The organism is Dyadobacter diqingensis (assembly GCF_024220585.1).
Taxonomy (GTDB): Bacteria; Bacteroidota; Bacteroidia; order Cytophagales; family Spirosomataceae; genus Dyadobacter; species Dyadobacter diqingensis.
In genome coordinates this window covers 127,561-147,079 of sequence record NZ_JAMXKF010000002.1, presented here as the reverse complement: position 1 = coordinate 147,079, position 19,519 = coordinate 127,561, and the positions used below count along the sequence as shown (strand labels likewise).

The window sequence follows — 19,519 nt, the reverse complement described above, 5'->3', positions numbered from 1 at the left end:
AATTCTCAACCAGATATAACACACTGCACTAATTTTTTTATAATGATAGTACTCTCCCGACATTTGAAATTTGTTATCTGCCTTACTTTCGTCTGCTTTTTTATTGTCGCCTGCGACAAACCGGAGTATCTTCTGGATGATTTTTACCGCTTTGAAAACCTCGAAAGAATTGAATTGCAAAAAACTGAAAAACTTGATTATTTCCTCGGTTACGATAACTATGCAATTCCCTTGCAGGCAAAGGTTTATGATATTAACGGAGCGGTGATAAAAACCCCCGAAAAGGCGATAAGTTATTATTCAAACGGTGATAAACTACCGGCAGAATCTTTTATGCCGGAGAAAACGGGAGTATTTGAACTTGTAGGTAAACTTGCCGGGAAGGAAAGTAACACGCTCAGCTTACATGTATGGGATCTGAAAGATTTGTCCATCAGAGTTTCTGCCCAAAACAGGCCATCCAATGAGATTATAGCCAATGGATCGGATGCGATAAGTTTCAAGGCCGAGCTTATTTCGGGAGATGGGGTTATTCCGGGAGATTTTCCAATTTATATTTATGTCAATGACAGGCAGGTGAGCGGCACTTTTTCAACTTCTGTTCCCGGCGACTATCAAGTTGTGGCCAGAGGACTTGGTCTGACAAGCAAGACGCTAAACGTTAAAGCGACTGCGCCAACGACTTATGCCGTGGTAAGATTGCCGGTGATTTTCCATGAAGTCAATACCCAAAATCTTACAGCTGCGAAGGTGAAGGAGTTGACAGACGGTATGACCAGGGCATTTCGTAATACGTTGAACCGATCAGGCAAAGCAAAGGATGTGAATGCGACGGATATCCGTGTAGAATTTTATCCTGCGCCAACCGGGTTGAACGGCAATCGGCTTGCGTCGGCTGGTCTGGAAAGGGTCAGCTCGGGAAATACGGACTTTACTTTTGAGGATATTTATTCGGATGCTTTTAAAACATTCTGGGATCCAGAATACTATCTGAACATTTGGGTATATCCCAATATTAAGGGAGACTATGCCAATGCTTCCTGGGCTTTCCACCCGTATGTAACCGAACCGCTGGCTGGATTGCGTGTTCTGGATAAAAGTGTAAGCCCGGGAATGCCTTTTGGAATATTCCTCAATGCCCGACATCTGGTCGGTCAGAATACGGATGAAATTTTATCGCATGAAGCGGGTCATATTCTGGGACTTCTTCATGTGTTCAGCGGAGATCTGACTGAATTCAACGGTTGCCCGACAACTGACCCTGACTACTGTGCTGACACTCCTTACTATGATCGGGCAGCATACGCTGAGAATATGCCGTCGGTCTACGACGACAGGTTTAAACGTACCTCGTGCAGAGGCAGCGGGTATGTGGCGACTAACTTTATGGATTATTTTTACTCTTATAATAATTCATTCACCTCAGAACAATTTAAACGAGTGAGGCACGTGATCAGCTACGGCCTGTGGTTGCCAACTCCATTTAACAGTTTGAAAAACGGCCGGACGGATGGAACTGTGTCAGTCGTCAAGCACCCCGATCATTTGGAAATTGTCAAGCCGGTAATATGTAAAATGCCGTGATGCGGAAATTTCTGCTGACGTTAAGGAACGGAGTTTTAGCAAATTATCAGGTTAAATAAACCACAAAAAAGAAACATCAACCTTTAAATAAATCGGTCTTTTACTTGTTGAGAGACCGGTTTATATTGCGTGAAATTTCTTCTTTTCCGCAGGGCGCTTAAAGTCCCGACAATTCAAAAAAACATAAACTAATTATAAAGCTAATTTAAGAACATGTACCAAAAACCATCAAGTGCATTTATTGCAGCCTCCTGGATTGCGCTGGGAACCGGAATGTTAGGATATCTGATCGGGCTGTGGCGCTCGGAAATGTTGCTAAACGAAAAGGGTTATTACTTTACCGTTTTGATGTACGGTCTTTTTGCAGGTGTTTCAGTACAAAAATGTGTTCGGGACAGGTTGGAGGGGATTTTTGTCACGGATATTTATTACGGACTGAGCTGGGTATCTACTTTAATGTGCATCTGTTTGCTGGCCGTAGGGTTATGGAACGCAACGTTGCTACCGAGCGAAAAGGGTTTTTATTCTTTTGCTTTTCTGTTAAGCATATTTGGCGCAATTGCCGTACAGAAAAATGTTCGTGACGCACAAAGTTTTAAAAAGGACTGAGTTAATCGTATATACCAGAGGGGCACAGGTTTTTTGCTGTCCCATTATCTGATTCCCTTTCCGAAAATACTGCGGTCCACGAATTTTGCTAGACAAAAATTCAAAACAATTTACCCGTATTGACTACCGGAATTAATCTCCTGTTGGTTGATATGGGTAAAGTTTTATGGGATAGTTTGTTAAAGTAATGTGACAAAATTCAATTGTTGCGTCTCAAAAATACCTCTTTATTATTTTAACTTTAACGCCCTCTGTTTTATGATTGTTTGGTCTGGTTTTGGATTTTTGACGCCAATTATTTGTGTTCTCTGTATTCTGTTAGGGAATTCCGTGATTCCTGGTATTCCTTATCATTTGTCTATTGCATTTATTCTCGCTGCGGTGATCAATTGGTTTGCAGGAAAAAAAGTCAACGGTGGACGAAGCCGGGTTTTAAAAGATGAACAAACCGGCGAAGTATTCGAATTAAAACACAGAAGTACTTTTTTCTGGCTGGCTATGGAATGGTGGAGTGTCGCATTGATCGTATTTGCAGCTATTGAGTTCTTTCATTAACAATTTGCTTTAAAAGCTAGGATATGGAATGTTACCCCGGAAAGGAGGTAGGGGCGCATTCCATTACCTATTATAGAGCTTTCTTTTTCAATTGGAGTATTTGCGGCATGCACCTACTTCATCCTGCCAACCTGTTCCTGAAACCGTGTCAAATTATCTTTGGCGGTTTTGGCCGTTTCCAGTCCTTTGCCTGCACTTTTGATTGCCTCTGGCTTTTTGTCCATTTTCCAATATGCTTCCGCCAGTTCATAATACAGACCGGCCATTACTTTGGTATTGACTTCCGTTGGTTTGGCCAGACGTATGCCGTCGTTCGCCCAAATGGGAACCTCCGTCAAATATGAATTGTCGGTTGCTTTTTCATTGAAATATTTCATCAGATAAGCGTAATCAGAAAGCCCCAGCGACGTGGCCTGTTTACGATATTCATTAAATCGGAGTACGGCCGCTTTTGTATTTTTCTCGCGTAAATAAGCGTCCAGTTCTTTGAGCAGCAAACGGGCAGATGCCTCTGTTTCAGTCACGCCGAGCTTAACCATATCCTTACGCATGTCCACGATCCTGGCCGAGGGGTAAGCATCGCCTTTCGGGCCGTACAAAGAATGGAAAAGTATAGCTTCACCGGCTTCCTTCACATCTTTTGCAGGATATTTCGACTTAAACTCATTCAAATGGGTGAAGAAATAAGCGGACAGCGGGTTGTCGACATCGTTAATAAGGCGTTGCAAAATGTAAAATCCGGCCTGACTGGTGATATCCTGCGGGCTGGTCAGGAGTTTACCCAGCGTGTCATTGATTTCTGTCAGGGTTATCTGGTCTTTAATCGTTTTACAATATTTCCCATAATTGATGAGGAACATCAGATCGCGGTCTCCGCTTTTGAACCGGGTTGCATAACTGCCGGTGCGTTGTGTGGGATCAAGTGCGACCAGTCCTGCCGACAACACTTCTTCAATAAATTCTGTACGTGTTTTACGCTCTGCTGGTGTTACAAGGTGAATAAGGTCGCCGTTGAAATCGAAGAAAAACATGATCGGAAATTCCGGATAGGTAACTCCCTTGCTTTTTTGAAATGCTGCGGACTCTTTGGAATTGGCCTCGGTTTTCCAGCTTACAAAATTGGCGTTGAAAAAATCGCCAACACTTTTTTCGGTTAATACGGGAGCAAGGGCCTCACAATGCGGGCAGCCGTTCAAATAGACTTCGACAAAAACTGGTTTTTTTGCAGCTTTGGCTTTTGTCAAAATAGTGTTGAAATCGCCGGAAATGAAGTTAATACCTTGGTTGACGTTTTTTTGTGCCTGAGCGACGAGGATTTGGTTTCCCAAAAAACTGGCAATAAAAATGAAGAAAACAACGAGGGTGCGTTTCGAATTTTGCATGAAAAATAATGTGTGTAACGTATACGATAAACTGTCGGCAAAAATAAGCAATTTTATATTTATTGAAACAGCCGACCAGGATTCGGAAACAATTTAAATCCTGATCAAAAATGAAATGACAGTGTTCGGATTTGAACAATAAAGGGATTTGTTTTTGGTGTAATATGCTGCAAATCAGTGTGTTTATTTTGGGGTATGATTATTTAGTCTTCATGGTTTACGTTTGGATAGTTTTCGATTTTAGACAAATAAGATATGTTTCAAAACTACTTTAAAATTGCTTTTCGTAATCTTTGGAAACATAAAATGTTTTCGGTGATCAATATTGCCGGCCTTGGGCTGGCCATGGCATTTTGTTTTCTGCAACTGATGCAGGTTCAGAGTAGTTTTGAGAAGGATTCTTTTCACCCTTATCCCGACCGGACTTACAGGATTTTGACTGATGCCACGGGCAATGACGGGAAGAAATATTCGCTGGCGTCAACGCCGATGCCTCTTGGTGAGGGTTTGGCCCGAAACCAGAGCGTGGTGGAGAAATCTGCGCGGGTGATCCGCAATTTCGGTACAAAGCTAAATAATGGTATCAAATCGCTCGACGTAAGAGGGTCATATGTCGATCCTGCCTATTTTGATATTTTTGGGTTTAAACTGGAAAGGGGATCGCCCTGTGTTGAGCCGGGCACCGTTGTTTTATCGCATGAAACCGCTGAGCGTTTTTTCGGAACTGCAAACCCGGTTGGTAAAACCCTTATCAGCCAGGAGCTTGGGACCTTCACTGTTGCCGGTGTTTTTGCCTCTTTAAAACCTTTTACGTCACACCTGGAAGCGGATATTGTGGTTTCGATGGCAAGCTTTGCCGGCATCAACAAAAATTTGAAAACAGATAACTGGCTCGATTACAATAGTTATACTTTTGTCCTCCTTTCAAAGGGGAGCAAGCGTGAAGCGCTGGACCGGGCAATAACGCAGGTCGCAAATGACAATAATAAAAATGTAGATTTTAAGGATATAAAAACGCACGCTTTCCGCAGTCAAAAACTGTCCGAAATTTCTCCTGACTTTGAAGGGTTGCTCAATAATCCCCATGTAGAGCCAATTTGGAAGATCGGCGTTAGTTTACTCGTGCCGCTTATCGTCATGTTTCTCGCAGCCTTTAATTATATCAATCTTACGCTGACCAGGTCGCTAAGTCGTGGGCGTGAGGTGGGTGTCCGTAAGGTGGCAGGTGCGGCGCGTTGGCAGCTGATTCTTCAATTTCTGGTCGAAACCGTGGTAATTGCCTTTTTTGCGTTGGGAGTTGGCTATATTGGCCTGGTCTTTATTCAGTCGACGGTGCATGTCCGGTGGCTGCATTGGGAGGTTCAAAATGTTGCTTTGTTATGGACCTCTTTCGTCGTGTTTACTTTGCTTACCGGTATTTTGGCCGGAATATTGCCCGCCCGGATTTTGTCATCTTACGAACCTGTTCAGATATTAAAAGGGGATCTCGGTCCGGCTGGTTTCGGTAAAATCAGTTTTCGCAAATCACTGATCGTCGTGCAATTTGTCGTCGCGCTGGTTTTTATGACATTTACCGGCATTTCGAACAGCCAGTTTCAATACATGGCAACGGATAACGAGAACTTCAATCGCAAAAATATCATTAATATTCCGCTGACATCCGGTGATTTCAAACTCCTGTCAAACGAGATGGCCAAACAAGCTGATGTTGAACGGATAGGGTTGGCGTCCGCTATGCTTAACGAAGGAGCCGGAAAAGTTAAAATCGGTAAAGTAGGGTTGAAAGATGTCGTGAATCCTGTCCATGACGCCTATATTTATTCGGTTGATGCAGGTTTTATAGAGAACATGAAACTCAAATTTATCGCGGGGGAAAACATGCCAGCCTCGCAACAGGATACCGTATCCCATTTTGCAGTCATTAATGAAAGAGCTGTCAAAATGCTTGGCCTGGGCTCTGCTTCGGAGATCGTCGGGAAAACGATCAATTTAAATGAAACCCAGGTCCAGATATCCGGCGTGGTTAAAGATTTTTGCATCATGCGTTATGAACTTCCCGTTTCGCCTTTGATACTGGCCTATGATTCAAGGGAAATAAAAGTTCTGTCGCTTAAAATTGCAGAAGGGGCTTCGCAGGAACAAGTTACGGCTTCGTTGTCAAAAATCTGGAAGAAATTTCATCCGCATGAATCATTTGTATATTCCTGGTACGAAAAACAACTTTATGATGATTATGCAGAAAACGGTGACCAGCAGTTAACGCGCATCATCGTGTTCATTGTCTTCGTGATTGCGGGCATGGGGCTGCTTGGCATGGTCACGTATACAACGGAAAAGCGCACGAAAGAAGTGGGTGTAAGAAAGGTCATGGGAGCCAGTGTTCTGCAAATTATGAGTCTTCTATCCGCTGGTTTTGTGAAGCTGATTTTAATTGCATCAGTCATTGCCATGCCGCTTGGCTATTTTCTGGGCTCACTATTTCTGAATATTTTCACTTATCACACGAAACTGGGACCGCAGGTATTTTTCGTGTGCATCGGTACTTTGCTTTTGATCGGACTGTCCACAATTGGTATTCAATCCTATCGTACTGCTTTAAGCAATCCTGCCAAAACGTTAAGATCTGAATAGTTTATTGATTAACTGAGTTTTGAGTTCAAAAAAATAAGCCAAAGTGATTTCTCGTCACAAGATTTTGATTCGGGAAATCACTTTTCTTTTTCTCGGAAAAAGAAGCTATTTTAGTCAGCTTGCCAGCGAAAATGTATGCAGTCCGGGATTCTAAAATAAAATATCATGGCAGATTATCAGGTAAAAGTGATTGAGGTTAAAAATGTAACCCATAATGTACATTCTTTTACGGTGGAAAAGCCGGAGGGATTTAGTTTCAATCCGGGTCAGGCGACGGACCTCTCCATTTTGAAAGACAACTGGAAGGATGAAAAGCGGCCATTTACCTTTACATCGATACCTGAAAACCCTACACTGGAATTTACAATCAAATCTTATACCGATCACGACGGCGTGACCAACCAACTGACACAGGTAAAACCCGGCGATATTTTTGAAATAAGCGATGCCTGGGGAGCCATTGAATATAAGGGTGAAGGCGTTTTTCTGGCTGGCGGAGCTGGGATAACTCCCTTTATTTCCATTTTCAGAGCGTTGTATTTGGCGGGAAAAATTGGCAGCAACCGGCTGTTTTTCTCAAACAAAACGACGGCTGACATCATCCTGAAAGAAGAATTTGAAGAGATGCTGGGATATAACTTTTTTAATATTATTTCGTCCGAACAGGTCGACGGTTATGCGCATGGGCGGATCACCAGAGATTTTCTTCAAAAGCATATTGAGGATTTTAGTCAGCCGTTTTATGTCTGTGGTCCGGATTCTTTTACAACCTCAATTTTAGAGGCGTTGCAGGAGCTTGGCGCGAAGCCTGATACGTTGGTGTTTGAAAAATAAAACGACAGATCACTTTCATGAGAGGAGGGCAGGTTTACATTTCGATCAGTCCGTGTTTCATGGCAAAAACGACAAGGCTTACCGAGTTGGCAACTCCCGTTTTTAACAGCAGGTTTTTACGGTGTCCTTCCACGGTGCGATAGCTTATAAAAAGTTCTTCCGCGATTTGCTGTGTGTTTTGTCCTTTGCATATTAAACGTAAGACATCCATTTCACGGTCTGTTAAAACGATGTTTTCAGATTCTATGACTGTGCTTTTTTTGAGGTTTTTCCGTTGCCCCATTTGCAGCGCCTCCCTTAATACCGCCGCAATTTCGTCATCCATATAATGCCCTTTTGAATAAACCTGATCAATGGCTTCTACCAGTTTTCGCTGGTCAATGTCCTTGGGCAGATATCCGTGCACGCCGATCTTCATCATCTGGCGAATGTAGTCATGCGAATAATTCATCGAAAGAATAATGATTTTCATATCCGGATAATCGTGGCGTATAATCACACTCGCCTGCTGACCGCTCATGCCCTTCATGTTCAGATCCAGCAGCAGAATATCAGGCATTACGGAAGACAGTTTTTCAAACATTTCCTCAGCCGATGCAGCTTCAAAAACAACATCGTAGTGATTGAATTTTTTCAAGATTTGAATCAGCCCCTGCCTGAACAGGGTGTGGTCGTCAATAACAGCTAATTTTAAAGTATCCATGTTGATAAAAATCGTTGAGTTATGCGGTAAGCGGAATGATAATTTTGATCTCTGTACCCGTTTCCGGCGACGAGTTTACGGATAGTTGCCCATTAATCAGTCCCGCGCGGATCTTGATTCCACTCAGGCCCATCGAAGTGGTTTTTGTGAGGTCCGTTTTTTGGTAATCAAAACCGGTACCGTTGTCAGAAATCGATAGCGTCAGTTGCTGCTTTTCCTGTGTCAGGTTTACTTCAATCAAGCTAGGATTTGCATGTTTTAATGCATTGCCCGTCGCTTCCTGAATGATCCGGTATAAGCCAAGCTCAGTTTCTTTTTCCAGCGTCGCATCCAGATCAATGTAACATTCGGTACGGATTCCGCCTGCCTGAATTCTGGTCATGAGCATGCGAATTGCCTGCTGAAACCCGAAGTTTTCTAAAATCAGCGGCGACAGATTCTGCGCAATTTGCCTGATATCCTGAACAATATTGCCAATGATGCCGTTTGCATCACCGGCCAGCTGGATCATTTCCGTCGGAGAAGTTTCATATTGTATCTGGCTGATATAAAGTTTTGCAGCGGAAAGTGAGACGCCGATCTCGTCATGTAAATCTCTTGAAATTCTTTCCCGTTCATTTTCCTGGGAGCGGACGACAAGGCTGGTCAGGTTTTTCTGATAAGCCAGTTCCTGATCCTGCATATCTTTTTGCTGACGGTATAACTTACGCTGATAGAGCATAATAAACAGGACAATAGCCAGTGACAGAAAAAGAGCAAAGGCCAGGCCTCCAAACAGCAGGTGGGCAAATTCTAATTCTCCGGGCTTTTCCATAGGGCGAAAGTGTAGATCAGGTATAATACGCAATTTAAAGATGCATGGATAATCCAGATCTGGTAATTCAGTTTTTGAGAATATTGCAGTATAAAATTAATAAACAGGAAAATGAAGAAATTTCCCGCGAAAAAAATCAGCAAACCGGTTGATACGCAGAACATCGGTACCGACCATAAATTAGACAAAGGCTGGTTTACATACAATTTGTAATAGTAAAAAAGAATAATCGAGATCAGTACCATGCTTTCCAGTAATCTGCCGCTGTTATCGATCAGATTGATCCGGCTTGAAACCTGAAGTGTTTTATAACTGACGTAAGCCGTGAAAAATAAAATAAGCCAGATTTTTATTTTGGAAAGGAATTTGTTTTGCAGTTCCATGCTGTAAATCCATATCAGAAAAGCAAACTCAACGCTGACGTAGACAGGCCATAAAAACAGATTGGAAATTTTGTAAAGCCAGAGAATTCGGGAAATTGACTCGACGACAAGTGCGAAAAAAATGAGCAGGCTTAAAAGTTTTAAAGTAGGGTCAAGTTTTTTGAATTTGACCGCGCCGGTTATGGACGCGATGAGTATGGGCAAAAAGGCAAAGAAAATAATAAGCTGTTCGCTCGAATAATGCATGGTCTATGCTGGAAATCGTGGGTTAGATGAGATTGTTGCCGCCAAAATATACAAACCGGCATAGGGAATTGAAATTATGGCGGCAACGAAATATATTATATTAACAGGTTCTTGGGCAAGGAGCTGTCAGGTCATAATATGGGTCGGGATCGCCCTGCAAATTCACTTCGGATGAGCCTGCTTTTTGCGCATGAAGCACAACGCCGAAAGTTGAAGTAACTTCTTTTGTTGTAAGATAGTTTACACCATAATATTCGTGAAGTACAAAAACGACGTTGATATCCGGTGCCGTCTGGAATGTAAATAGTGTTTCAATAAACTCCTTCAAAGAATAATTATACCCTCTGGTGAAGCCATAAGGCGTAATGAAGTTCTTGTTGGTAACTTGCCCGGCTCCTGCTGTTACAAGCCAGTTTTTTTTCCATTGCTTGATTAGTTCGGCAGGAACTTTTCCTTGCTCGCCAAGTGCTGCGTCCGGTGTGTAATAGGTTTTTCTGCTGGGAACATAATAAGGCGTCATGATCGTGCCGGTGCTGTCTGTTCCAAAAAGGATAATTTCGAACCCATTGGTTTCCGGGTTAAGTCCAAATCTGACTTTGATGGTGCTTACGCCTGTTGTTGACAGAAGTGAGCTCATGTTGTGGCTGTCAAAAACCACGCCGGAAAGAATCTGCTCCCCGTCTTTGAAAAAATTGAAAGGGTTGGGATCAAATTCCAGTTTCTGCCAGGCGAACGCCCAGTTTTCAAAAATCTGTTCAGAAATGAGCTGGGCCGTCGAGCTAATGTTGGTCATAATGAAATAGGGTTTACAGTATTCCTACCGTTAAAGTGGAAAAATTAAACAGGGAAAAAATATGATCTGAAAGTGTGTGAAAAATGGTGTCACGGACGAAGAAAACGATACAAAAATGTCCAGGCTGATTGGCCGGCTAATGTATGTCAAATTATATAATTCACCAAAAAAAGGATGTTTATTTTACTTTTTGGTTACATACCCCCCGTAAAACACGTGTTTTTGAAAACGCGTGTTTTACGGCTTAAATACGGGGCCATTTCAGCGGAACTTTGAGGTGTCAAAAGGCAGGAAAACGATATGAACTTATTCTTTTAGACTCTTTAAAACATGAAAACTAAAACAGTAAAAGAAATTTACAATCCCCGTAGCGTCAGTCATTCAAAATCTGATCGTGTGGGAGGGCTTTCTTTTACAATTTCGGTTTTATTCCGGGCGTGTATAACTGATGTCCTGATTTTACTTAACACTCAGCGTATTGGAGTAGTTACCCGCGCTTATGATACGGGGTATTGAATTTATGACAATGTTAGCAAATGACACACTTGGGCAGCTTTTTACGGTTCCTGAAAAGGATTGGACTGTGATCAATAAAAGGGTAGGTGAGGCCGCTGCGGTTGCTAGTGTGACAGGCTATATTGAGCAATATATACCCGAATTTCCGTTGCTGGTCAGCGTGTGTGATGTATGGAAAAATCAAACCTATGATAGCCTTATCAGACAATCGGCAGGTATTATTCTGTATGCACGAAATGCGGCTGAGGATTTTGCCAGTCTTTCAGATTTAATAAAAATGATGGACAATTCTTCGGACGAGCTTTCGGATAATATCAAACAACAGGTTTGGGCGCTGTTGAAAAAATTGAATGAGCGTACCGTTTTCTTCAGTAAACCAATGGAAGAAATTGAAACCGATATCAGCATTTTTCTTTCGGTAAATGAGGATGTTGACAGGCAAATTTCCCGATACAAGGATAAACTTGGCATATTTTGGGAGCCATTTGAAGATGTGATTCCCGAAATTAACCTCGCAGCAGGAATAATGGGACAAGGATGGCGGGATCTTTCGCAAAAATTGCAGGAGTTTTCACAATCAGGGCTAAATATAACTTTACCGCTGTTAAAAGAGCTCGATATTGAAACCGCGCTCGTCTATTGGCAAAACCTTGAATCGGATGCCAGAATTTTTCGGGCAGTGGCCGAACGGCAAAAATTTTACTGGGATTAACAGAGCACAATCTCATCTGTGTTAACTGGCAAACCAGAAATTTACATGTTTATAAATCATTTGTTGCACTGTGCACACCACACACGCATTATCATTAAAGAGCTTTTTCCCTCCTCCTAAATAAGTTACGTCAGGCTGACCGGAACCCTGGCCCAATAACACTCAACGTCAATTGTGCCAGGTTATACGGCATTTAAAAAGTCCATTCCATTGCAATTGCGGTGGAATGGCTTACTAAGTTTTCAGGTGAACGCATGCAGAAAAGAGCCGTTTGGTTATTCAAGTATCTTGTAATGAATTTGTTAAAGATTGTTCATTGACATTGCTGGAAAGTTGCGAATGCTTGTGGCATTTCTCTGCGTAAAAATTTGTAGAAAATTAATAGAACAAATTCGATCGTTAAATAAGTTTTTTGATGATAAATAGTAATATTTTACTAATATTGGTTACTCATTAGAACTCGACCCGAATCTTAAACATTCTTACGTTAAAATTATGATACTTAGCAAGATCAACTGTTTCCAGAGCGTATCTTTAAGTCTTTGTTTCAGCCTCACCTTTATGCATGGTAAAAGGATATTGACCTGAATATTCCCGGTAAAGTTTCATAAGATATAAAGTATCAATAAGCGGCATTTTTGCTTGTTTTTTGAATGCACTGCTAGTTCTTTTCGGATTATTACCCGTATGCGATTTCCTGAATCTGAGTTTATAATTACCTGTAATATTTTCAATAACCCTTTCAAATTAACTACCGTATACTATGGCAGAACCGTTCCTATCCGAGATTAGATTAATGAGCTTTGTCTTTGCCCCCAAGGGCTGGGCATTGTCTAATGGGCAATTGTTGCCCATAAACCAGAACCAGGCGTTGTTTTCGCTTTTGGGAACCACTTTTGGTGGAGATGGCCGTGTGAATTTTGCATTACCTGATTACCGTGGCCGTGCACCGATTCATGTTGGGTCAGGGCATACGTTGGGTGAAAGAGGAGGAGAGCAGGCGCATACGCTGAGCATATCAGAACTCCCGACGCATACACACGTTTTGAATGCGCGGGATACCGGATCATCAGACGCTAATGTTAATGTGCCGGCGGGGAACCTCTTTTCAAATTCCAAGCCAAACAATCTTTACCAGAACACGACCAGCGGCCTTACACCCACGGCCGGCGTGTCAAACGTTGGGGGAAATCAGGCTCACCTTAACATGCAGCCGTTTCTGACCATTTCATTTTGCATCGCGTTGCAGGGAATTTTTCCTAGTCCGAATTAAAATTAAGCCCGGTTCTATCTTTCAAAATTAACTATCAGAAATAAATGGCACAGCCTTATGTAGGAGAAATCAGAATATTTGCCGGAAATTTTGCTCCGGCCGGCTGGATGTTCTGTGAAGGACAATTACTTCCGATATCGGAAAACGAAACGCTTTTTCAATTAATAGGTACCACCTATGGTGGTGACGGAGAAAGTACTTTTGCTATGCCTGACCTGCGCGGCAGGTTACCTATCCATCAGGGAAATGGTTTTATTCTGGCGGAGACCGGAGGCGCTGAGGAAATTACGCTTACTATCAACCAGATACCTGCGCATAACCATCCGGTGATGGCGTCACCGAACATTGCAAATTCGGCTCAGCCGGCGAATGAAGTGCTGGGGACGGCATCATCGGTTTCGATGTATTTTAACGAACCGCCTGCGGGAGCGCCGATGAATGTGGCAAGCATTTCGGCTACGGGAGGCAGCCAGCCTCATACGAACTTTCAGCCATACCTTTGTGTGAATTTTATCATTTCTCTTTTTGGTATCTTCCCGTCTCCAACCTAAGGCTTTCTTAATGCCGTCCGGGGACTTATTATACTTTAACCTTAATCAATATTATGGATCCTTTTGTAGCTGAGATAAGAATATTTCCTTTCAATTTTGCGCCCAGAGGATGGGCTTGGTGTGACGGTCAGCTGTTGCCGATCTCACAAAATACAGCGTTGTTTTCTTTGCTGGGTACTACTTATGGCGGGAACGGGAAATCGAATTTCTCCTTACCTGACTTGCAGGGAAGATCACCGATGCACCCTGGCCAGGGCCCTGGCTTGTCGTTACATGATCTGGGGGAGACAGGTGGCTCAGAAACAGTAACGTTACTGGAATCTGAAATACCCTCTCACTCACATGCTGTTGGTGTTTCACCAGAACCGGGAGAGGTAAAAACGCCGACCGGCAACACAATTGCCAGGTCAGTAGGTGGAAATATATACGTTGCCGGTAGCCCGAATGTTATAATGAATGGTGCTTCACTCGCTCCATCGGGCGGTGATCAGCCTCATAATAATTTGCAACCTTATCTGACGACCTATTTTTGTATCGCCTTGCAAGGAGTTTTTCCACCAAGAGGATAATCAAAACGGATACTGACGGAATTTTTATTTTAAGAATAATCAATGACGCTTAAGCTCACAAACCCTTCTCTTTTTCTCAGGCCGATTGCGGAGAAAGACATGCCTTTGCTGCTGGAAATGTATGCCAGCACGCGAAAGGAAGAAATGGAAAGGGTAACCGACTGGTCGGAAATAATGAAAACGGAATTTATTTCCGGCCAGTTTCGTGCACAGCACGAACATTATCAGAGGAATTATCCAGGAGCATACTTCTGGGTGATCGAACTGGACAAAAAACGAATCGGACGTTTATATCTGGATACGAATTATCAGTCCAAAGAAGTCAGGATCATTGATATTACCATTCTTCCTGAATTCAGAAACCGTAAGATAGGCGGACAAATTCTTTCCGATCTTATGGCCAAGGCGGCGGAATTGCAAAAACCTTTGCGTATTCATGTCGAATCCTTCAATCCCGCTAAAAACCTGTACAACAGGTTAGGGTTCAAAAAAATAAGTGAAACAAACGGAGTATATCATTTAATGGAATGGAAACATACGATCTAAGTAAAATAACCTCTGCCGATTTTAGTAAACATCTGGATCAACCGATAAAGATCTATTTTTCAGAAACAGTTGCTGCTGATGCCAGAGTTGTTAAAGTGACAGATCTTGACAGTTATTCTCCATTGGAAAGAGGAGCATTTTCAGTTGTTTTACAGACAGTTGAAGACAAATCGCACTACCCTCAGGGAGTTTATGTGGTCGATCATCCGGAAAACAAAAAGCTTGAAGTTTTTTTGGTGCCGATCGGTCCAGGTCAAAATGGAATGAAATACGAAGCCGTTTTCTCATGATTATGTCAGGGGTTATCAGCAGGGAACTTCTTTCTTTACTCAATAAATAAAACATGAAAAACTTTTACCTATTTCTCGCAGGGGTTGCCTTGCTTGCATCGGGTGTGCCATTCCTCAACAATACTAAAGATGGTTTTCTTTACGACGTATTGGTATCCGATAAAGCAGAAAAGCCAGCGGAGGTTGCTATTAAACAGCTTCCCTATTCACCCTTAACAAAAAGCAGGCTAAAAAGCCGTGCTTTGCTTGTGCCAACTATTTCGGCTACCAACGTTTATGCTTTAACCAACGACACCGGATTGCCTGGTGCTTCGGCTGGTGACGAGCTCGAATACACCGTGACAATCAGCAACAGCGGCACGGATGCAAGCGGAGTTTCGTTCACAGAAACAATCGACCCAAACACAACTTTGGTGGCGGGTTCTGTAAAAGTAAGCCCTATTGCAGTCAATGAAACCTATTCAACAATTGGAAATGCTGGTTTAAATGTGCCTGCGGCGAATGGTGTTTTAGCCAATGACATAAGTCCCACGGCGGCAACTTTAAGTATCGCAGGTTCCACCACGATCGCAACGTCGGAAGGCGGGTCGGTTACAATGAACCTCACAACCGGCGCCTTTGTCTACGAGCCGAAGGCGGGTTTTACGGGAGCTGATACCTTTACTTATACCTTGCAGAATGGCTCAGGACTTACCTCAACGGCTACCGTTACGATCAATTCCAGTGGTATGATCTGGTTTATCGATGATAATGCAGCACCTGCTGGTGCTAACGGAACCTTTGCGAAGCCTTTTCCTTCCTTTGCAACTTTTCAGGCGATTAATACCAATGTCGGATTTGGTGCCAAAACCGGGCACTCTATCTTTATTTATTCCGGTAATTATGATGGCACACTTACGCTACTTGCAGACCAAAAAGTAATCGGGCAGGCTGCGGGACAGTCCCTTAGTGCGATTGTGGGCATAACGATTCCGATTGGTGGCCAATTGCCAGGTACTGGTGGAGGGGCTCCTGAATTGACAAGTTCAGGCAGTGCCATCACGATATCTCAAAACAATACGATACGCGGGCTTAACATTGGCAACACTGCGGCGAATAAAATATTCGGGGTGAGTTATGGAACGCTAACGCTCAATGAAATGTCGCTGACAGGGAATGGCCGTGCGCTTAACCTGTCTACGGGTACGCTGAATGCGACGCTTACGACTTTATCAGCAACGGTAACAGGCAGTACTTCGGGAATAAATGTAACCGCAACAAACGGTACGTTGACGGCTACTTCCGGCTCTATTTCGGCAGGTGCAGCCAGCGCAATTAATATATCCGGGAAAGCGGCTAACGATCGCCTGACACTTAACCTGCCTTTTACAACGGTTTCATCAAACGGAGCTGTCAAAGGTGTATCGGTCTCGAATACGACTGGAACCTTCCAGATTACAGGAACTGGTACGACGTTGGGATCCGGCGGGACGATTCAGAATATTTCGGGGCGTGGGCTGGAATTTATTAATGCAAACGGCATTACACTCAAAAATATAAATCTTACCAATGCCAATACGGCCGAGGGGACTGTACCAAGCAGTGGCGACAATACCAACAGTAATGCGGCTTTGCATGCGAATAATGTAACCGGCCTGACGATGGACAGGATCATTGTTACAGGTACTACTGTTCAGCAGGGATTCAATCTGACAGACGTTACGACACTTACGCTGTCCAATAGCTCTGTTGCCTCGGCAGGGACGGCGAATGTACCTGAAGAGGGCTGTATCTATGCTGTGAATACGATGGGTACAAACACGATTACGGGTTGTACTTTTTCCAATTCGGGAGGGCGGATTGCTTATTTTAGAAATACGAGTAAAAACCTGGATTTACTTACGGTAACCGGCTCAACCTTTCAAAATGCAGCAAACAGTGCGGGACTTTTGTTTGAAGGATATGGAACTGCGGCGATGAATCTTAAAGTTACAGGCAACAGCCAGTTCCTTGCCTGCCAGACCGACGGTGTGGAAGTATATGGAAACGAAAACGCGCAAATGGTTGCCGATATACGATCAAGCGTGATGAATAATCAGGGGAATTCGGGTAAGGGAATTGATATTGCCGGTTCCGGTTCTTCATCGGTTAAGTTTAACGTATCGGGTAATACGGCTTACGGAAAAAATGGTACAGCCATTAACATGTTTGCCAATACCAATGCGACCCTTGAAGGAACGGTTGAAGCTAATACCATCGAGAAAAACGGTGGTGGTGGTTCAGGGATTTTCTTTGATGCAGAGGGGGCTACGGCTAAAGGTATTATTAAAATTCATAACAACGTTGTTAAAAATATCGAAGCGGATTATGGAATTGGTGTTTCTGTAAAATCAGTCAATACAACCAGAAGCGATGTAACCATATCTAATAATACCGTTAATGTGGTTAATTCAAATGCTTTCTGGAATATTGATGTAAATGCCGTTGGGTCCTATCCTAACAATAAAGCCAAGGTTTGTGCCAATGTTTCGGGGAACAACGCTTCGGTCAACAACGGTACTCTGATGAGGACGCGCTCCGGGCTTGCAGGAGGTACGGAGGTGATTTTGCAGGGAAATGCAGCGAGCTCTCCTGCCATTTGGAACCTGACGAACACACCGAACGGAGCAACATCCTCAAATGTTCTTCAGAGCGGAGCTGGTACATTTACTTTTAACCAAAATTGTACGACACCTGCCGCAGTCAACCTACGGGTTGCCGCTCCGGAAGAAACGGCTGAAAATGCGAGAAAATCTGCTGTTGATTCATCGTTGGCTCAAAAATCTATTGAGACAGTAACCTCCGTTGCTGCACCAGCTGAAATCAGGACGAATGAAATATTAGATGAAGCGGTTTCGTATGAAACTGCCAGAACCGAAGCTCCGCTTGCGGGTGAAACTGTGACCGTCAATGGATCAGGATCGGGTTTTGCGATTCCGGCTTCTAAAACTGTTACCATTAAGTTTAAAGTTGTAATCAATGCCAATATCCCGGTAGGTACCTGTCTTGTTTCTACGCAGGGAACGGTAAGCGGAACTGGCTTCACTTCTGTACTTACGGATGACCCGGGCAAACCTGGCGTTGCGAACCCAACAGATACTCCGGTTACTTCTGCTCCTGTTATCACTTGTCCGGCTAATTTGTCGGTGAGCCCTGATGCGGGAACCTGTACATCATCGCAGTCACCTGTTGCTACTGCACAAGGCTGTCCTGCTCCAACCATTACCTATCGTGTGGCGGGTAACCTGATTACATTCCCTTATGTTTTCCCGTCGGGTGTAACAACCGTTCAAGCGACAGCAGCGAATGGTATCGGAACCAATGCTGTTTGTTCATTTACAGTAACGGTGACGCCTACGCCAGCTCCGGTTATCAGTCAGAATCCGGTTGCGAAGAGCATTTGCGTTGGTGGAAATACAACATTTACTGTGGCAACAGCAGCACTCAACGTAACCTACCAATGGCAGAAAAAACCATCTGGCGGAGCTTTTGCAAACATTACGATCGGCCAGAATGCAACTGCTACTTCGGCTACCTTGTCGCTGTCGAATGTTCCGTTTGGTGATAACCTGTCCGAGTACAGATGTATCATCACAAATGCATGTACCAATGCAAGTACTTCAGATCCTGCGTTACTTACGCTTAATCAGGTTACTGCATCCTCGTTGACTGGTACGACCAGTGTAGAAAAAGGAAGTGCTCCGGTTCCTGTAACATTTGGTGCGACGGGTGGAACTTTGCCTTATGCGTTCAGTTACAAGATTAACAACGGACCTGGCCTGACTGCATCGACTACTGGTGGTCAAAGTACTGTAATTGTTAATCAGCCAACTACCGCAGAAGGTGCATTCGTTTATGATCTGACAATCGTAACGGATAACCAGGGTTGTACCTTCACTCCTTCGCCAGCTCAGTCTGCTACCGTGACAATTACACCGCCGTTGCCGGTTACGTTGGTTGACTTCACTGCATCAAAAGAAGAGAAATCTGTTTTATTGCAATGGAAAACAACCTCTGAAACAAATAGCGAGAAGTTTGATATTGAGCATAGCCAGGACGGTAAAAACTGGAATGTAGCTGGTACCAGACAATCAAAAGGCGAAAGCACGGTGATGGTAAAATATTCTTTCACGCATAACGAACCGACTTCTGGTGAGAATCTCTATCGTCTGAAAATGATTGATAAAGATCAAACCTACGCTTACAGCCGTATCGTCAGCGTAAGCTTCGACAATCTGATCAAATCGATACTTTATCCGAATCCGGTTACAGATCACTTAATCCTGGACAGCGCTGACTGGACTAAGGTGTCTGCCGTTGAAATCCATAACCTTGCCGGAAATCTGGTGTACAAATCTGGCAAGACTGTTTCGAAAACGATTTCGGTAAAAGATCTTCCGGTGGGTATGTACATTGTCTCAGTTATTCAGAAAACAGGCGAAGTGGATACACATAAGGTGGTCGTAAACAGATAGATTGGTTTTTGATATACGATTATCGCTTAAAACAA

17 protein-coding genes are annotated in these 19,519 nt (G+C 43.4%); 12 read left to right on the top strand and 5 right to left on the bottom strand.

Annotated features, from left to right (window positions below; genetic code table 11):
• Positions 1 to 42 precede the first annotated feature (42 nt).
• The 3 genes from M1L62_RS06405 to M1L62_RS06395 all read left to right on the top strand — a co-directional run bounded on the left by M1L62_RS06405 (position 43) and on the right by M1L62_RS06395 (position 2,748).
• The gene (locus M1L62_RS06405; RefSeq protein WP_254412198.1) at positions 43 to 1,584 is read left to right on the top strand and encodes a M43 family zinc metalloprotease; all 1,542 of its coding nucleotides are present in this window, start codon (positions 43 to 45) and stop codon (positions 1,582 to 1,584) included.
• Positions 1,585 to 1,797: 213 nt separating this feature from the next.
• Complete coding sequence (gene yiaA / locus M1L62_RS06400; protein ID WP_254412197.1) at positions 1,798 to 2,193, top strand: inner membrane protein YiaA; 396 nt, start codon at positions 1,798 to 1,800, stop codon at positions 2,191 to 2,193.
• Positions 2,194 to 2,451: 258 nt separating this feature from the next.
• Complete coding sequence (locus M1L62_RS06395; RefSeq protein WP_254412196.1) at positions 2,452 to 2,748, top strand: hypothetical protein; 297 nt, start codon at positions 2,452 to 2,454, stop codon at positions 2,746 to 2,748.
• 113 nt (positions 2,749 to 2,861) lie between these two features.
• Here M1L62_RS06395 and M1L62_RS06390 read toward each other — a convergent pair whose 3' ends face one another.
• Positions 2,862 to 4,130: a thioredoxin domain-containing protein gene (locus M1L62_RS06390; protein ID WP_254412195.1), complete on the bottom strand. Its 1,269-nt coding sequence runs from the start codon at positions 4,128 to 4,130 to the stop codon at positions 2,862 to 2,864.
• 255 nt (positions 4,131 to 4,385) lie between these two features.
• On the opposite strand from M1L62_RS06390, the gene M1L62_RS06385 reads away from it, so the two are divergent.
• Both M1L62_RS06385 and M1L62_RS06380 read left to right on the top strand, forming a co-directional pair.
• On the top strand, positions 4,386 to 6,761 hold the full coding sequence (locus tag M1L62_RS06385; protein WP_254412194.1) for an ABC transporter permease: 2,376 nt from the start codon (positions 4,386 to 4,388) through the stop codon (positions 6,759 to 6,761).
• 165 nt (positions 6,762 to 6,926) lie between these two features.
• Positions 6,927 to 7,595, top strand: coding sequence for an FAD-binding oxidoreductase (locus M1L62_RS06380; RefSeq protein ID WP_254412193.1), 669 nt, complete (start codon positions 6,927 to 6,929; stop codon positions 7,593 to 7,595).
• A 34-nt stretch (positions 7,596 to 7,629) separates the two neighbouring features.
• On the opposite strand, the gene M1L62_RS06375 is transcribed toward M1L62_RS06380, so the two are convergent.
• The 4 genes from M1L62_RS06375 to M1L62_RS06360 all read right to left on the bottom strand — a co-directional run bounded on the left by M1L62_RS06375 (position 7,630) and on the right by M1L62_RS06360 (position 10,534).
• Entirely contained in the window at positions 7,630 to 8,298 is a 669-nt protein-coding gene (locus M1L62_RS06375; protein ID WP_254412192.1) for a response regulator transcription factor, read from the bottom strand.
• A gap of 19 nt (positions 8,299 to 8,317) precedes the next feature.
• Positions 8,318 to 9,112: a sensor histidine kinase gene (locus M1L62_RS06370; RefSeq protein ID WP_254412191.1), complete on the bottom strand. Its 795-nt coding sequence runs from the start codon at positions 9,110 to 9,112 to the stop codon at positions 8,318 to 8,320.
• Complete coding sequence (locus tag M1L62_RS06365) at positions 9,091 to 9,741, bottom strand: hypothetical protein (protein WP_254412190.1); 651 nt, start codon at positions 9,739 to 9,741, stop codon at positions 9,091 to 9,093. Before M1L62_RS06365 ends, M1L62_RS06370 begins: the two co-directional genes overlap by 22 nt.
• A gap of 100 nt (positions 9,742 to 9,841) precedes the next feature.
• Positions 9,842 to 10,534, bottom strand: coding sequence for a hypothetical protein (locus M1L62_RS06360; RefSeq protein WP_254412189.1), 693 nt, complete (start codon positions 10,532 to 10,534; stop codon positions 9,842 to 9,844).
• 526 nt (positions 10,535 to 11,060) lie between these two features.
• On the opposite strand from M1L62_RS06360, the gene M1L62_RS06355 reads away from it, so the two are divergent.
• The 7 genes from M1L62_RS06355 (at position 11,061) to M1L62_RS06325 (ending at position 19,484) form a co-directional block, all read left to right on the top strand.
• Positions 11,061 to 11,762, top strand: a complete 702-nt coding sequence (locus tag M1L62_RS06355) for a hypothetical protein (RefSeq protein ID WP_254412188.1) — start codon at positions 11,061 to 11,063, stop codon at positions 11,760 to 11,762.
• Between the two features lie 763 nt (positions 11,763 to 12,525).
• On the top strand, positions 12,526 to 13,035 hold the full coding sequence (locus M1L62_RS06350) for a phage tail protein (protein WP_254412187.1): 510 nt from the start codon (positions 12,526 to 12,528) through the stop codon (positions 13,033 to 13,035).
• A gap of 44 nt (positions 13,036 to 13,079) precedes the next feature.
• Positions 13,080 to 13,586, top strand: a complete 507-nt coding sequence (locus M1L62_RS06345; RefSeq protein ID WP_254412186.1) for a phage tail protein — start codon at positions 13,080 to 13,082, stop codon at positions 13,584 to 13,586.
• 53 nt (positions 13,587 to 13,639) lie between these two features.
• Entirely contained in the window at positions 13,640 to 14,155 is a 516-nt protein-coding gene (locus M1L62_RS06340; RefSeq protein WP_254412185.1) for a phage tail protein, read from the top strand.
• A 42-nt stretch (positions 14,156 to 14,197) separates the two neighbouring features.
• Positions 14,198 to 14,701, top strand: a complete 504-nt coding sequence (locus M1L62_RS06335; RefSeq protein ID WP_254412184.1) for a GNAT family N-acetyltransferase — start codon at positions 14,198 to 14,200, stop codon at positions 14,699 to 14,701.
• The gene (locus tag M1L62_RS06330) at positions 14,683 to 14,991 is read left to right on the top strand and encodes a DUF6916 family protein (protein WP_254412183.1); all 309 of its coding nucleotides are present in this window, start codon (positions 14,683 to 14,685) and stop codon (positions 14,989 to 14,991) included. The genes M1L62_RS06335 and M1L62_RS06330 overlap by 19 nt, the downstream gene beginning before the upstream one ends.
• Before the next feature lie 53 nt (positions 14,992 to 15,044).
• Positions 15,045 to 19,484 (top strand): Ig-like domain-containing protein, encoded by a 4,440-nt coding sequence (locus M1L62_RS06325; protein WP_254412182.1) that lies wholly within the window; start codon positions 15,045 to 15,047, stop codon positions 19,482 to 19,484.
• Positions 19,485 to 19,519 lie beyond the last annotated feature (35 nt).

Bases quoted from the DNA above. Each gene is read 5' to 3' on its own strand.
- M1L62_RS06370 (WP_254412191.1), bottom strand. From the start codon at position 9,112: ATGGAAAAGCCCGGAGAATTAGAATTTGCCCACCTGCTGTTTGGAGGC.
- M1L62_RS06390 (WP_254412195.1), bottom strand. From the start codon at position 4,130: ATGCAAAATTCGAAACGCACCCTCGTTGTTTTCTTCATTTTTATTGCC.
- M1L62_RS06325 (WP_254412182.1), top strand. From the start codon at position 15,045: ATGAAAAACTTTTACCTATTTCTCGCAGGGGTTGCCTTGCTTGCATCG.
- M1L62_RS06340 (WP_254412185.1), top strand. From the start codon at position 13,640: ATGGATCCTTTTGTAGCTGAGATAAGAATATTTCCTTTCAATTTTGCG.
- M1L62_RS06385 (WP_254412194.1), top strand. From the start codon at position 4,386: ATGTTTCAAAACTACTTTAAAATTGCTTTTCGTAATCTTTGGAAACAT.
- M1L62_RS06375 (WP_254412192.1), bottom strand. From the start codon at position 8,298: ATGGATACTTTAAAATTAGCTGTTATTGACGACCACACCCTGTTCAGG.
- M1L62_RS06380 (WP_254412193.1), top strand. From the start codon at position 6,927: ATGGCAGATTATCAGGTAAAAGTGATTGAGGTTAAAAATGTAACCCAT.
- M1L62_RS06360 (WP_254412189.1), bottom strand. From the start codon at position 10,534: ATGACCAACATTAGCTCGACGGCCCAGCTCATTTCTGAACAGATTTTT.
- yiaA (WP_254412197.1), top strand. From the start codon at position 1,798: ATGTACCAAAAACCATCAAGTGCATTTATTGCAGCCTCCTGGATTGCG.
- M1L62_RS06350 (WP_254412187.1), top strand. From the start codon at position 12,526: ATGGCAGAACCGTTCCTATCCGAGATTAGATTAATGAGCTTTGTCTTT.
- M1L62_RS06330 (WP_254412183.1), top strand. From the start codon at position 14,683: ATGGAAACATACGATCTAAGTAAAATAACCTCTGCCGATTTTAGTAAA.
- M1L62_RS06405 (WP_254412198.1), top strand. From the start codon at position 43: ATGATAGTACTCTCCCGACATTTGAAATTTGTTATCTGCCTTACTTTC.
- M1L62_RS06355 (WP_254412188.1), top strand. From the start codon at position 11,061: ATGTTAGCAAATGACACACTTGGGCAGCTTTTTACGGTTCCTGAAAAG.
- M1L62_RS06335 (WP_254412184.1), top strand. From the start codon at position 14,198: ATGACGCTTAAGCTCACAAACCCTTCTCTTTTTCTCAGGCCGATTGCG.
- M1L62_RS06345 (WP_254412186.1), top strand. From the start codon at position 13,080: ATGGCACAGCCTTATGTAGGAGAAATCAGAATATTTGCCGGAAATTTT.
- M1L62_RS06365 (WP_254412190.1), bottom strand. From the start codon at position 9,741: ATGCATTATTCGAGCGAACAGCTTATTATTTTCTTTGCCTTTTTGCCC.
- M1L62_RS06395 (WP_254412196.1), top strand. From the start codon at position 2,452: ATGATTGTTTGGTCTGGTTTTGGATTTTTGACGCCAATTATTTGTGTT.